We start from the raw sequence: 14,352 nt of genomic DNA on the forward strand, positions 1-14,352 counted from the left end.
GTTTTCCTATTAAGGAAATCAGATCACCTTGATTTTTTAATCTATAGAACCCTAAATGTCACTGTTATCGTGTACATATTTCGTTCAACATTCATATCACATATCTTCATCAGGTCTTCCTGTTATGCGTCTGCAAAAAGAGCATCGTACGCGGGACAAGGCCGCTTTTCCAAAAATTCCGTTAACGCCGGTGGCTGTTGGGCATAAATATCCTTCAAAGACGTTCCAGTATAGATGTTGCCAATCACGACAGGGTGGCATAACTCACAGATGAGAATATCCCCGTTGCCGTGCAAGTGCAGCTGTTTCGTGCCATCCACACAATTAGAGAAATACACACCCGGTTGTTCACGCAAATTCAACTGTTCAGCGAACCGATCCATACAGGTGAAATAGAGCGTTGTATCTGGCTTCTTATGTTCTATCAGCTCCGTAACAGATCGAACAAGGGACTCTTTGGATACAATCTGGGTCCAGTCGGTATTCGGCATCTTAATGCTGTTCTGGATCTCATGGATGCGCACACCCAGATCATACACCTTATCGCTAATGGCCTGCATGTTCGCTTGATTGCCTTTAAACAGTAACGTTTCCAATACCGTCTCCAGACCGACTTCTGTACACAAACGGATATTCTGCTCCAGTCTCTCATACATGCGAGGATGCACGCGGTAGTACGCAGCATAAGACTCCGCATCCGTATAATTGAACGAGATATGAATGTTGGACAAGCCTGCATCACGCAACGCGATGATTCGTTCTTCAGTCAGCAGACTGGCATTACTGTTCAATTGTGTATCGATGCCATGTGCCGCACAGTACGTCACAATCTCCAGGCAATCCTGATATTTCAGAGTAACTTCTCCCCCTGACAATCGCACTCTCTTGAGACGAGGAAGCTCACTAATAATACGGATGACTTCCTGACTATTGATACACGCTCCATCATCCCGATTGTAGGCGCAGCAATAGTCGCATTTATAATTGCAGTTCGATGTCACTCCCACTTCAAGCCCTTCCAGCTCATACACGCCGGGGGTTTCCAGTTCGAGTGATTTATATTTGTTTTTGGTCGTCAATTCGTTGTACCTCCTGGTTCCTTCATTCAATCCATGTTTTAATAACTTGAAGATTATAGCGGAAGGCACCTGGTTCAAGATATGACATTATGTACGTTGGTTGTTAAAAACAACATAAATCTATTTCCCCAACGATCGGGAGTGATGTAAGGTAATCCCATAATCCTCTATTGTATGTCATCCTTGTTGATCTCAGGATTATAGGCAAACTCATGGCTCGCCAACATAATGAATGACACACGACCCTTTTGATCAAAATTCATGGACAACCCTTTCATGTTCTCAAATCCTCCTTCCAATATTGCATGATCAAAGGACGGTATGACATGGTAATTACCTTGTTTATTTTCCTCCATGACATATGTAATACTTTTTACTTTTCCTGTTTTAGTATCTATAAAAGCTTTTTTGCCATATTTTTGGAAGACCTCCTGAACTGTACTTCCATAACCTATCCCGCTTGGCGTTTTGTACGTTTTGAACTTTGCCGGGCCATCAATCATAATGCCATCCACAATTCCATCTTTGTAATGAATTCTCATATCTTTGTACTGATAGACATTCGTGTAGTAGTAATAATCCACGTGGAGTCCAAGTTGCTGCTCAACCTCTTCACGAGTACTTCCTAATTTAATCGTAATATCTTTGGATTTAATCTGAAATTGGAATTCATCCTCAGTAAATATCTTTGTTACATGAGATGCAGGAGGTTCTTTTGAAACGGCATTACGATTGTATGTCACTTCTGAGCTACTTAAAAAAGTCATGAATAACATAAGATACAGAATTCCTTTGTTCAACCTCGATCGCCCTTTCAAAAATACGTTCTTTATTTAACACGAGTATAGAAGTCTTCTTTTACGATAGCATACATCTTCAGATCCTGAAGCTCATTTTTCACCCTCATGTACTTCCTCAGCACACCTTCGAATTGCATGCCTGCCTTCTCCATGACCTTAGCGGAACCTGTGTTTTTCACCAAACATCTGGCCTGGATTCGCTCAAGCCCCACTTCGTCAAATCCAAATTGGATAATTCGTTTCGCTACCTCGGTCATGTAGCCTTGATTCCAAAATTGATCAGATAACACATATCCCAGCTCAACTCTCCTGTTATCGCTATCACACCCTAGATAGTTACAACTTCCGATCAGCCTCTTGGTGTGTTTATCTTCAATCCCCCATGGGCCTATTAGATCCGTCTCATAGCGACTCATGACAAAATCTAAAAAAGCTTTGGTGTCTTCTTTGCTCTGATGCGCGTCCCAGGTGGTGAACTCCGATACAGCAGGTACAACGCAGTAACTGTACATATCCTCCAGATCATCAGAGGTAAGAGGTCGGAGTAACGTCCGTTCGGTTTCCAACACCGGAAATGGTTCGAAGAAACTTTCAATTCTTTTCATAGATTTATCCTCCCTCAGATTGTTAGGAAAAAGAAACACACAGCAGATCGGTCCGTGTTGCCTACCTCATCTGTTGTAAAATTAAGGCCATAATCTGAGTGTCTTCCACTGCCCATCTTGCATCACATATCGGACTCGTACATGCTTGCGCTCCGAATCTCCCTGCCAAAACTCCACCTCTTGTGCATTCACGGCATATAAACGCCAATGAGGTGTAACAACACTGGGGTCACGTCTTATCTTTTCCTTCTGAGCTTCAATGGAACTATCCAGCACTTCCTCGCTATCCAAAACCTCACTCTGATGCCCTGTCATAGCAACTGCTCTTGCTCCAGCTGAACGTTTGCGGAAATCATCAGCGCCCGCTTCATATCCCCGATCCTCGGCAATTCCCCTTATCCGAATCTGTCTTCCAAGTGAAGGCCAGTAGAATGTCAGAGCGACATGAGGATTCTCCTTCAACTGCTGCCCTTTTCGACTCTCCGAACTGGAGGCAAAATAGAACGTTTCATCAATTACGTTTTTCAAAATCAATACTCTCGCATCAGGATAACCATCTTGATCCACGGTGGAGATTATCATAGCATGAGGTTCCTTCACTTCGTTCTCAACCGCCAATCTCAACCACTCCAAAAATAACTTCCCCGGCCGCTCCGGCAACTGCCCCATATCCCACGTTGGAAATGGTCCAGATAAAGACTTCAAATGTTGTAGCAGTTTAATGGGTTGATCGTTCATGTCATCGCCTCCATCTTCTCTTTAATCTATCATGAAAACAACTAATGTAGATGACTTAACACATTTGCGCTGCTAAGTTTCCAACCATGCCTTCCCTTTTCAACGGTATGTACACTGGTGTTGTCCATGGGATAAAAGCTGGACTTATTACTCCACTCCCTCTTCTCAAGCAGGTAATACAGGATGTTAATCACTCCGCCGTGAGTAATTAATAGAACATTGGACTTGACTGTTTGTTCCTCTATATCTCTAAGAAGATTCTCGAAAGATATGCTTATCCGGTTATAAAAATCCCTTGGACTTTCTCCTCTCGGAAAAGGTGAATCCATTTCAAGGGTGTTGTAATAAACTCCTGGGTAATGTTCTTCAGCATCCTTATGGAGCATGCCTGCCAAATCTCCGTTATTCATCTCACGCCAATCTTTCATTAAGCTAGCCTGCATGTTTAATTTCTTCTCAATTTCCCGTGTAGTCTGCACTGCACGAGGAAGATCACTGCTAATAATCGTATGTATGTTGTACTCCTCAGCATGATGATGCAAATGCTCTCCCAGTTTCCTGGATTGATTGATTCCCTGTTCCGTAAGTCCACGATCACTCCATCCGCCTCGATACCCTTCCTCATCCATCCCATGCCTTACCAGATAAATTTTCAAGATCTCTCCTCCTTTTCACTTCTATAATGAACACTATATCTTACACTGTATGACTAGCCCGGCATATATACAATAAACCCGATCTCAGATAGCTTCTATCCAAGATCAGGTATTTCCTGCTTACCATTTATCTTACAAATGTGTTATGAACTCGCTCGGATTTGATAAAGTAAGGAATCCAGATGGCACAAGTAAGTACCGACTTGCCAATATCTCTTAACGAGTTTCCATCCTCAAGTTCTCTCGCCATCGGAATCTGAAGCAACAATAGATAATCAATGATACTAACGGCTAGACTGACACTATAAAATATGATCATAAGACGAGGAAAGATCGATTTTCTACTATACAAAGCAATGATAGTATATATGCTAAACACTAAAAACAGTGCGTTATATACCGTTTCAAAAATAACGACCGGTCCCCATAGCGGGTGATAATATTCAGATTGCTTCGAAGTTAGCAACTCCCAAGTCTCTGTTGTAAGCATGGGCAAACAATACATAACCAATTGGAGCGCCAGGAAAATCAACGTAAGAAATAATCCAATCTGGACGAGAATCAGCCAACCACCTAAGCCCGATACGCCTAGTGGACGGTAGTCTGTTTTTTGCTCTATAATATGTGGTTCCACCTCTTAACACTTCCTTAACTAGTTTTGTTTTTCTGAGATGAGTCTTCCTCGTAATTGTAAATTGAATCTACGGGTGATTCTTACCCCTTCATTCACGTGCGTTGTATGTATTTTCACACTCTCCTTATAGCAATCTCTCCGCCCTCCTATTATATAGAATTTTACACAACTTCCTTATTGTACTACGAGTGTCAAGGCACAGGTTACCAAACATCATACTCATCCACTGTAAAAGCCAAAGAAAGACCTTCGCTATACTTCCGCCATGTTCAGTAAAGTACACGTACGTCATAATCCTCTTATACAGATGCAGATGGTGACTCTGCATTTGACTACAAAGGAGGATATGGATATGACCAATCCCAAAGTAAAACTTTTGCCTTTTGCCGACATTTCAAACTATGTCGAGGGCTTCGATATCGTTTCCACCCAGTGGGGCGGGGATGGCCTTGTTTATGTGCTTTTGATGAATCAGATCCCCGAAAGAGAACGAGGTATGTTCGTCCAAAGTAAATTGAATCAAAGCTATACGTACAAAGTGCTTATTGTGACAGATCAAACTATCGAGGAAGTTGTCATCTGGGGACAGACGTTCAATTATCATTACGTACAACCATTGCATGATCATCTGCTGCTCGTCGGAGCACGGTGTGCGAATTACGGAAATGAACAGTTTGATCTGAACGCCAAAGTGTGTGATTTAGACGGAAATACGATCCGCGAGTTTCTGTTGGGAGACGGTATCCAAAGTGTACAGGTCACAGAGAAGGGAACGATCTGGACCAGTTACTTTGATGAAGGGGTTTTTGGTAACTACGGATGGAGCGAGCCAATTGGATCAAGCGGTCTGCTGGCCTGGGATGAACATGGCAATAAACTGTATGAAAATCGTGAAGCTGATATTGCGGATTGTTACGCACTCAATGTGGTGACTGAGAAGCAGGTCTGGTTCTACTTCTATACCGATTTTGAACTCGGTTGTATCTCAGGGGGCACCACTGAACCCAAAGTTACATTTATGAATCCAAACATCTCCGGTTCCTCTGGCTTCAGTACGGATGGTTATCATTTCTTGTTTGATGCCGGGTATGGTAAACATGGGTCGTTTGTGCTTAAAAAAATGGAGAAACCCGGTAGATTGAACAAGGGGCAAAAGATTGATTTGTTAAATGAGGAAGATCAGCTCTTCAAGCAGGCACGGCAGGATTTTCGCCAACATCGTCTTCTACTTAGTGAAGGTAACTTGTTGTATCGGGTAACGATGGAGGAGATTACTTCCGTCTTGGATTAGAGGAAAGGGGTGAAGAGGGTTATTTCTTAAAAGACAATCCCTCTTCTTCCAATGCATTTCGAAGTTTAGGCATGGCAGATGGCCCGATTCCGTGCAGCTTCAGGATTTCTTTCTCCGTGTACTCCGCAAGTTGCAGTAGTGTTGTAATGCCTTCATTCTCCAAGGCACGTCTGGCGGGAGCTGACAGCAAGGCTAGAAATCCTTCTGTCGGTTTATGTTCAGCTTCGCACGTCGGACAGGTTGGGCAATCACTCTTTTTATAATACAAATGTCCTTGTTCGCACGTCCTAAGTGTTCCTTTATCGTTTGCCATATGGGCATCCCCTCCTGGATTAAGTATTCAACCAGTTCTTTATATCTGAAATCATATTTTCGTATTGTTTCAAAGCCTCTAAAGTCCTAATGACTTGGGATGTTCCTACTAGCTGTTCCTCTATGTCCGTACATTCAATCCACAGTGACCGTTTAAGACTATACTCGAGCCAGTCCAACTTTCCAGCAAAACCAATATCCAGAACCACTTCCCAATTGGCTGTTAGACTCCCCACTCGCTTCTTATATCCACTTATAAAAGCCAAGAACTTTTCCTCGTTTATACTTCCAGCGCTATCTACTGACCAATACACAGCTGTTTCTACCAGATCATGCATCGGATTAATATAACCTGCCGATTCCCAATCTATAATAATAGGTATGTCTTGTCTCCACATCACATTCTTAGGTTCCAGATCTCTGTGACTAATAACATTATTGGATGCTAACATTGAAGATGAATTCTTAGCTTTCATGCTCCACTCATACAGCTTATCCATATTGGAATCCAAAATCTTAATCCATTCCGAATTCTCATTTCTTCCTTTGTTCAGATAAAACATCCAATCTATTTTTTTAGAATTAGTCGCCTGTGGACTATCCAATTCTAGTTGTCTAAAATCCGTTTTATGGATATCTGCAAGGATCGTTCCCATCAGAGAACTGTTATTGATAGTAACTTCATCTTGTTCCAAACGTTGCCCCTCAATCCAATCAAAAATTAGATAGAATTGATTATCAATGTTATGTATAGAAGCACCCTTTAACCTTTTTGCAGGTTGAGCATGGATATGTTCAGCTGCCACGTCTGCTATTTTTTCTGAATTAATATAATTTTGCACAGCAGCAGGTCGTATCATGATCTGGGGATTCAATGCCTTAACTGCATAATTAGCTTGCGTCGTTTCAATGGCGTACATTCGATGAAGAAGTCCACCTGAAATCGGTTTGGGCGAACTGATCAATTCACCAAGCTGTAATTCATTACACAGTTTCTCAAAATTTAAATTATATTGAGTATCGTTCATATGTTATCCCCTCTCATTTTGGCTATTTGTCTGGAGCAAAGCTTACATTCCGTACTCGGCAAAAACGGCTGCATATTTCTTTTCTAATATGGCCCAGCGCTTTTCGGCTCCGTATTTGGCGTGCAGTTGCTGTAAATATTGCTTGGCTTCTTCCGTATCGCCGGCTTTTAGCAGGAAGCGGAAGGTTACTTCGCTTAAATGTAGCGCTGTCTTATCCATATAATAATGGACTATATCTCTGGCCCCTGTCAGCGAGTGTAGGAATGAAATGCCCTCTTCCAAATGTGACACCAGTTCTTTCGATAAAGCGTCTGGATCGATATCAGGCGTTAAGGTATAGTGGGCCGGAGCGGAAGGGGCTATTTCTCTGATTCGGCAGGTAAAATGAGATGTGAACTCCAATATGTCTCCATTCAATCCAACGGAATGCAACTCCGCAAGTTCGGTGGAATGAACACCACAATTAACATAAAACTGGACTTGTCTACTGGTGTTATACTTTGCTCTTTGAATGTTGAACTTATATGCGAGGTTTCCATCCGCTTTGTAGAAATTCAGATTTTTCTTCGAATAGCCGTGTTTGGCAAATACGGGTTTGACGTCTGTTTTGATGATCTTCTTAAAAAGTTCCTGCATTGATATCACTCCCAAGGCAAAGTTTATTTAATTCGTTGTTACCCTTTTTTGTTCAGAATCATGCTTGTTCTATTTTATAAAAATAAGGGCCACACATGGATTCGTGCGTATACACGTACGTCCATGTAAACGCTCGGTCGAAGATATAGATATCCTGCTCCGAATCAAAATCAGCTGCAATGACCCGATTCGCGTTTTCGTATAAAAGCACCCAACCACCACTTTCATACATCACATATACTTCATCTTTCGGCTCGGCATCGAAAGCATCTCGTGCTTCATCATGTGTCAGACATTTCTGTTGTTCATAACTGAACATATGCCACTTGTACTGGCTATAATGGATAGACTCTTTGACCACATCATCGATATTATGGGCAAATACGCTGTCCCATTGCTGTACAATCCCTTCGGATTCCTCATACAGTTCGGATACGACAACCCCTTTATCCTGCAATTTCTTCTTGAACATATATTCCTGATGGATACGCTCAATCCCCCAATATGCTCGGTTCAGTTCCATTTCGGGTAACGCATCCAGCAGCTCGTTAATTTTATCTCGAATCATCATTACCTCCGTAAGTTATCTGGAATTATAATACCTGGCCCTTGCCTGACTGTTTAGCTTCATTTCGCAGTACATAAGCCAGTTTGTACATCTCCGCAATGTCATGTCTGTTCTGTTTCTGGAATCTTTGGATCGCTTCATCAATCTCTACCACTTCCACTGCAACTACCTGCTCACCATCCTCCGGATTCAGCGGATCACCGACAAGTTCAACATCTCCATAACCGATGATTCGTACGAAATGGGGATGCGGAATATGCGGCCGATACGGTTCCAAAGCACTGGATGTGCAATAGAATTGACCAAAGATCTGATAGGACCGCATGTCTGCCCCAAGTTCCTCCATCAGTTCACGCTTCAGTCCATCCATGTAATGCTCACCTGCTTCAAGCGTACCCCCAGGCAGCTCCCAGGCTCCATTATCCAGTTGGAAGACAACACATTGATCCCCGACAAACGGAATGATGCTAATATTACTCACCAGCTTTTCATCCACGATGTCGTTCAATCTGAACTCCGCCTCAATAATTCCCCAATGAATTGACGTACTCAGCGCTGGAAATAGTTCCGCACTCAAGCTACTCATCCGCACCCGATCCTCTCTATCTAATTCCACTATTCTTCCAATTATAGTCGAAAACACAGAAAGAAGGCCACCTTCCCACCGGGGAATACGTGACCCTCTTCTTACGCTCTCTGCCCTTAAGCCTTGAATCAGTGTTCTCTCCAGACTCTCAGACCATTCTCCTTCTAATGCTGCACCAGTTTCCCATTTTCCAAAAAAAGAACCCGGCTACAGAGCGGCAAAATCCGCTCATCATGCGTAACCATCACTGCACTCTTGCCCTGCTCTTTCACGAGCCGTGCAATCATGCCGACAATATCCAGTCCACGTTCCGCATCCAGACTGGCTGTTGGTTCATCCGCGAGCAGAACAGCCGGATCATTCATCAAGGCCCGTGCAATGGCGACCCGCTGACGTTCCCCGCCAGACAGCTTCTCCGCATACGCCTTCCGCCGATGGGTTAACCCTACCGTATCCAACAACTCATCCACTCGTTTCTCCGCCTTGTTTTTATCCGATCCGGCGAGCTTTGCAACGACCATGAGTTGTTCTTCTACTTTCAGATACGGAATGAGGTTGGCACTTTGAAAAATAAAACCAAGCTGCTGAAGCCGCATATCGGATATATCTTGTTTGCTTTTGCCCAAAATAGAAGCCCCGTCCAGCAAAACCTGTCCTTCCGTCGGTTCGAGAAGTGCGCCTGCAATAGACAGGAATGTACTTTTGCCCGAGCCGGAAGGCCCCATCACAGCGACAAGTTCCCCTTCAGCAACCTCAAGGTCCAACTTGTCCAGAATCGTCCGTTTACTGCCACCATCTTCAAAGGTCTGTGTAATTCCCTGTAATACCAATCGATTTCTCATGCTGCAGTCCTCCCAATCGCATCAAGTGCATCAATTTTGGTAACCTTCCACACCGAGAACAATGAACCCGCCACAGACATGAGTATGAATAATACGCAGGTCAGTGCGAGGGTGGAAAAACTTAATTGAAATGGCATTGATGCTGGCAAGATGGACTCGAACAGTCGAACCAATAGTACGCTAATGACCAGACTACCAACTGACAAGACCAGAACTTGTAACGAAACACTACCCGCCAGATAACCATTCCGTGTTCCGATGGCTTTTAATATACCGAACTGACTCGTTTTCTGAATCGTGATGACATAGAAGAATACCGCAAGCACAAACGCCGAGATGACATATAGAAAAGCGATCATCATGAGCAACGATCCCTGCTCTTCCTTATATCCAGGAATGGCCGATACGGCATCCGACTTCGTTATGATTTCCGTATTAGACAATGCAACACTCAGGCGGTCTACCTGATCGCCCCCATCCTTAATCGCAATAGCATTGTACACCGGAGCATTAACATTGGTGCCTGCTGAACCTTGCGAAGTTCTTGAACCTCCTTGAAGCGTAAGCCATTCCTGTTCATTCAGGAACACTACTGGGGAGTGACTGAAGGATTCATTTTGTACAAATCCACCAACGGTCCACTCGGTTCCCGAAGCTTGATCAACCAGGACGGTACCAATCGTGACGCCAGATTCAGATAGCTTATGGTCCACCACAACCTGCCCGTTCGTCTGATCTGTAATCGGAGATCCTTCGGTAACGGTTGGAGCAAGCCAACCTTCCGGATTAACCATGAACAGCGTGACATCGATCTTTTTTGTGTCGCCCGTTGGACTGACCGTTGTCATTTTCACACCGAGTGGCTCAGCGTTCTCTTCCCCTACCACGGAGCGAGCTTGATTAAGTTGATCCTGATCCACTTGTGACCGGGTAAACCGATGATTCGAATCCTGTTCCAGCACAAAGTGGGTTGCTGCCATATTTTTGACCGAAGCTGCGTTATCATACGCCAGCCCCTGTGCAAGACCTGTAACAAACAGTACCAGAAATGAAACCAGCACCATGATTGTAGCAATTAAGGCATAGCGCCCTTTGGCATACCTCATTTCCCGAATAGCCAAGTACATGTTCTGTGACCTCCCTCTTGATAACCCAAGTATAGGAGGCGAAAATGAACGGCAAATGAATAACAGATTACATCTGCGGAAGGGTCACGGTGAAGACCGTACCCTCAGGCGAACTGGAAACTTCGATTGTACCGTCATGAATTCGGATAATTTTCTGCACAATGGCAAGTCCAAGCCCGGTTCGTCCGGAAGAACGTTCCCGCGCACGATCCACCCGATAGAATCGATCGAACAGGAAAGGCAGATGCTCCGCAGCAATCCCGTCTCCTGTATCCCGAATCTGAATCACACACTGGTTATCCGTCTGCTCGGCATGAATCTCAATGCTTCTTCCCTGTGGAAGATGATTCACTGCATTTCCCAGTAGATTCATCCAAACTTGCATGAGCAGCACTTCATTACCGACTAGCTGGATGGATTCGGGTACCGAAATCCGAAGCAGCAGTTCTTTTTCTTCCAATTGCCATTGCAGCACCTGAACGGTTTGCCGGAATTGATCTCGCAGAGAGAACTTTACTTTGCTCAGATCTTCGTTGCCTTGTTCTAGGGAGGACAGGAGTAGCAGTTGTTTGCTGAGCAAAGAGAGATGACGGCTCTCCTCCTCAATGATTGATGCATAGTGCTCCCGTTCCTGTTCAGGCAGATCCCGATCCGCCACCAATTGGGCAAACCCCTGAATCGAGGTCAGCGGTGATTGAATCTCATGCGATACATTCGATACAAACTGCTGCCGCGCCTGATCTACCCTCTCCAATTCACGACTCATGGTCATGAAATGCTGGGCCAATTGCCCAATCTCGTCACGCCGTGCGGTAGGCAATTTCAGATTATATTTTCCTTGAGCAATCCGTTTGGTCGCCTCGGACAGACGTTCAATCGGATTGACCAGATAGCGGGTACTGATCAGAAAGATCAGGATACTAATACCTATCGTCAATGCTCCAATCAGCGCAAAAAAGATCCGCAGCTCACCGAATTGCAGAATTACATCCGGACGCATAAAGAGAGCGTAATTGGCATTGCCCAACTGTAGATGAACACCCACGGTGTTACTTAATTGATTATCGAAAAAACCGGTAATGAACGGCTTGCTTGGAAACTGCGCGACACCATGGTATACCTCACCTCGCAGCACCAGTTCTACAGCTTGCTTGTCCAGATCTTTCTCTCGAAATTCGCGGCCGTAGAATCGATCATTTTCCTTTCCATCTGTCACATAGATTTCGTACCCAAGTGCGGCAGCATTGTTCAAATATTGCTCCATCGTGCCGGGTTGCTGCTCCACAAACTGTTTCATTTGCGTCGCGATGCCCACTAGCTTCTCATCATTAAAATCCTTGAGCTTTGCATGATAGTAGATATTCGACAAAAGAAAACCAAGCATGCCGCTGACCATAATCACGGCAATTGTAATGAGGAATACCCGGACGTACAAGGTCCTCAAGGTGCTTTCACCTCCATCTTGTAACCGATGCCCCGCACAGTCTGGATGATGAAATCGTCCGTATAATCGGCAAAACGATCACGCAGCCGCTTGATGTGCACATCAACGGTACGGTCATCTCCTTCGTAATCTGCTCCCCAAACGAGCCGAATGAGCTCATCCCGCGAGAACAACCGCCCTGGAAACTGGGCAAGCTGTGAGAGTAATTCAAATTCTTTCATCGGCAAAAAGAGAATGGATTGCCCGTCAGTAACCTCAACATTGTTACGGTCAATGACAATCCGGTTCATACGGATGATATCGCTGGATGTGCGATGGTACCGACGAAATAACGCCTTTACCCGATAGACCAGTTCTTCAGGTTCAAATGGCTTGGTCACATATTCATCTGTTCCTTTCAGATAACCGTCTCTCTTGTCAGATAGCTGATCTCGTGCCGTCAGCAACATAATTGGAATGTCGTAATGCTGCCGAATGTAATCACATAACTCCAGTCCATCCATACCTGGCATCATCACATCGAGGATCGCCAGATCGATCGGCGTTTCTTGCATCAGTTTGACCGCTGCCAATCCATCCTGCGCTTCATGGACCCGATACCCTTCCTTGGTCATGACATGCCGCAGGAGTGCTCGAATATTGGCATCATCGTCTGCCAGCAGCAGATGTTTCATATGGTTGTCCGCCCTTCTATGTAACCAGTACATCTCACTTTGATCCTGCACAGATGGTAGCATAAAAGCAATCTCATTCGCCAGCACACATTCCCGGAAACACCGCGGCCATGTTTACATTTCCATGAATCTGGTTGACACTATTATGAGGCGCAACTATAATAAAACCATAACATATGAACGAACGCTCATATATTCATTTGTAGATGATCACACATTGCCAAGAATCATCTATATTCCACTAGAAACCATATTACATAACGGAGCAAGGCTCCAAAGGAGAGGATTTATATGTCCGGACATCATCACGATCAGAACCATGGGCACGATCATGGACACAATCACGCTCACACCACCAATAACAAGAAAGTCCTGTTGTTTTCCTTCATTATTATTACCATCTATATGATAGTTGAAGCCATTGGTGGATTCATCACTAACAGTCTCGCGCTTATCTCGGATGCAGGTCATATGTTGTCCGATTCCATTGCGCTCGGGATCGCTTTGCTGGCGTTCACCTTTGGTGAAAAAGCAGTAAATACCGGCAAAACCTACGGCTACAGAAGATTTGAAATTTTGGCCGCTACGTTAAACGGAATTACGTTAATCGCCATTGCACTCTACATTTTCTACGAAGCGATTGGGCGTTTTATCAACCCGCCAGAAGTCGCAACCGTAGGCATGTTAATCATCAGCGTCATTGGATTGCTCATCAATATTCTGGTGGCCTGGATCATGATGCGTGGTAGCGATACAGAGAATAACCTGAATATGCGCGGGGCTTATCTCCATGTCATCAGTGACATGTTGGGATCGGTTGGGGCCATTGCGGCAGCCCTGCTCATGATGTTCTTTGGCTGGGGTTGGGCCGATCCACTGGCGAGTGTAATTGTCGCGGCGTTGGTATTGCGTAGTGGGTTCTATGTCACCAAATCATCCCTGCATATCTTGATGGAAGGCACTCCAGCCAATGTGGATGTGAATGAACTGGTGCAGACCATCAAACAAGTCGATGGCGTCAAAGGCGTTCATGATGTGCATGTCTGGTCCATTACCAGTAACCTGAATGCGCTGACCGCACATATCGTAGTCGATGGAACGATGGATGTTTATGCATCCGAGATCCTGGTTCAGAAGATTGAGCATATGCTGGAACATAAAGAAATCAAACATGTGACGCTCCAAGTAGAGTCCGAAAAACATCTGCACGATACCTCGGTACTATGTACCGTCAAAGGCGACGCACCAGATGCCCACGCGCATCATCACCATTGAGATGGGTAACAACATATAGTTATAACAAAAACAGGGCAGATTCCCGTTAAGGGGAAC

At 44.5% G+C, this 14,352-nt stretch carries 17 protein-coding genes; 2 read left to right on the top strand and 15 right to left on the bottom strand.

The features are described 5' to 3' along the window. Window positions 1-122: 122 nt before the first annotated feature. The 6 genes from MHB71_RS17145 to MHB71_RS17170 all read right to left on the bottom strand — a co-directional run bounded on the left by MHB71_RS17145 (window position 123) and on the right by MHB71_RS17170 (window position 4,512). Window positions 123-1,079 carry a radical SAM protein gene (locus MHB71_RS17145; RefSeq protein ID WP_338708126.1) on the bottom strand — a complete coding sequence of 319 codons (957 nt, stop codon included), beginning with the start codon at window positions 1,077-1,079 and terminating at the stop codon, window positions 123-125. A 167-nt stretch (window positions 1,080-1,246) separates the two neighbouring features. Beyond that, window positions 1,247-1,879 (bottom strand): hypothetical protein, encoded by a 633-nt coding sequence (locus MHB71_RS17150; protein ID WP_340027049.1) that lies wholly within the window; start codon window positions 1,877-1,879, stop codon window positions 1,247-1,249. A gap of 29 nt (window positions 1,880-1,908) precedes the next feature. Next, on the bottom strand, window positions 1,909-2,484 hold the full coding sequence (locus MHB71_RS17155) for a GNAT family protein (protein ID WP_340027050.1): 576 nt from the start codon (window positions 2,482-2,484) through the stop codon (window positions 1,909-1,911). An 81-nt stretch (window positions 2,485-2,565) separates the two neighbouring features. Beyond that, window positions 2,566-3,222, bottom strand: a complete 657-nt coding sequence (locus tag MHB71_RS17160) for a pyridoxal 5'-phosphate synthase (RefSeq protein ID WP_340027051.1) — start codon at window positions 3,220-3,222, stop codon at window positions 2,566-2,568. A gap of 41 nt (window positions 3,223-3,263) precedes the next feature. Continuing rightward, on the bottom strand, window positions 3,264-3,878 hold the full coding sequence (locus MHB71_RS17165; RefSeq protein ID WP_340027052.1) for a histidine phosphatase family protein: 615 nt from the start codon (window positions 3,876-3,878) through the stop codon (window positions 3,264-3,266). Window positions 3,879-4,005: 127 nt separating this feature from the next. Then, window positions 4,006-4,512, bottom strand: a complete 507-nt coding sequence (locus MHB71_RS17170; protein ID WP_340027053.1) for a DUF2569 domain-containing protein — start codon at window positions 4,510-4,512, stop codon at window positions 4,006-4,008. Window positions 4,513-4,864: 352 nt separating this feature from the next. Between MHB71_RS17170 and MHB71_RS17175 the strand changes: the two genes are divergently transcribed. Next, window positions 4,865-5,803, top strand: a complete 939-nt coding sequence (locus MHB71_RS17175; RefSeq protein WP_340027054.1) for a hypothetical protein — start codon at window positions 4,865-4,867, stop codon at window positions 5,801-5,803. A 19-nt stretch (window positions 5,804-5,822) separates the two neighbouring features. Here the strand turns inward: MHB71_RS17175 and MHB71_RS17180 are convergent, their stop codons facing one another. The 9 genes from MHB71_RS17180 to MHB71_RS17220 all read right to left on the bottom strand — a co-directional run bounded on the left by MHB71_RS17180 (window position 5,823) and on the right by MHB71_RS17220 (window position 13,020). Then, window positions 5,823-6,116, bottom strand: a complete 294-nt coding sequence (locus MHB71_RS17180; RefSeq protein WP_340027055.1) for an RNA polymerase alpha subunit C-terminal domain-containing protein — start codon at window positions 6,114-6,116, stop codon at window positions 5,823-5,825. Between the two features lie 19 nt (window positions 6,117-6,135). After that, window positions 6,136-7,143, bottom strand: a complete 1,008-nt coding sequence (locus MHB71_RS17185) for a phosphotransferase (protein WP_340027056.1) — start codon at window positions 7,141-7,143, stop codon at window positions 6,136-6,138. A gap of 42 nt (window positions 7,144-7,185) precedes the next feature. After that, complete coding sequence (locus tag MHB71_RS17190; protein WP_340027057.1) at window positions 7,186-7,779, bottom strand: DUF4304 domain-containing protein; 594 nt, start codon at window positions 7,777-7,779, stop codon at window positions 7,186-7,188. 58 nt (window positions 7,780-7,837) lie between these two features. Next, window positions 7,838-8,350 carry a DUF4275 family protein gene (locus MHB71_RS17195; protein ID WP_243391489.1) on the bottom strand — a complete coding sequence of 171 codons (513 nt, stop codon included), beginning with the start codon at window positions 8,348-8,350 and terminating at the stop codon, window positions 7,838-7,840. 22 nt (window positions 8,351-8,372) lie between these two features. Continuing rightward, window positions 8,373-8,933: an NUDIX domain-containing protein gene (locus MHB71_RS17200; protein ID WP_340027058.1), complete on the bottom strand. Its 561-nt coding sequence runs from the start codon at window positions 8,931-8,933 to the stop codon at window positions 8,373-8,375. Window positions 8,934-9,097: 164 nt separating this feature from the next. Then, window positions 9,098-9,775 (bottom strand): ABC transporter ATP-binding protein, encoded by a 678-nt coding sequence (locus MHB71_RS17205; RefSeq protein ID WP_340027059.1) that lies wholly within the window; start codon window positions 9,773-9,775, stop codon window positions 9,098-9,100. After that, window positions 9,772-10,902, bottom strand: a complete 1,131-nt coding sequence (locus MHB71_RS17210) for an ABC transporter permease (protein ID WP_340027060.1) — start codon at window positions 10,900-10,902, stop codon at window positions 9,772-9,774. Before MHB71_RS17210 ends, MHB71_RS17205 begins: the two co-directional genes overlap by 4 nt. A gap of 67 nt (window positions 10,903-10,969) precedes the next feature. Next, complete coding sequence (locus MHB71_RS17215; protein WP_340027061.1) at window positions 10,970-12,346, bottom strand: HAMP domain-containing sensor histidine kinase; 1,377 nt, start codon at window positions 12,344-12,346, stop codon at window positions 10,970-10,972. After that, entirely contained in the window at window positions 12,343-13,020 is a 678-nt protein-coding gene (locus tag MHB71_RS17220; protein ID WP_282322204.1) for a response regulator transcription factor, read from the bottom strand. Before MHB71_RS17220 ends, MHB71_RS17215 begins: the two co-directional genes overlap by 4 nt. A 291-nt stretch (window positions 13,021-13,311) precedes the next feature. Between MHB71_RS17220 and MHB71_RS17225 the strand changes: the two genes are divergently transcribed. Continuing rightward, complete coding sequence (locus tag MHB71_RS17225; RefSeq protein ID WP_076252671.1) at window positions 13,312-14,295, top strand: cation diffusion facilitator family transporter; 984 nt, start codon at window positions 13,312-13,314, stop codon at window positions 14,293-14,295. Window positions 14,296-14,352: the final 57 nt, after the last annotated feature.

The sequence above is a fragment of the Paenibacillus sp. FSL H7-0940 genome, from assembly GCF_037979415.1.
In the GTDB taxonomy this organism is placed as follows: Bacteria; Bacillota; Bacilli; order Paenibacillales; family Paenibacillaceae; genus Paenibacillus; species Paenibacillus amylolyticus.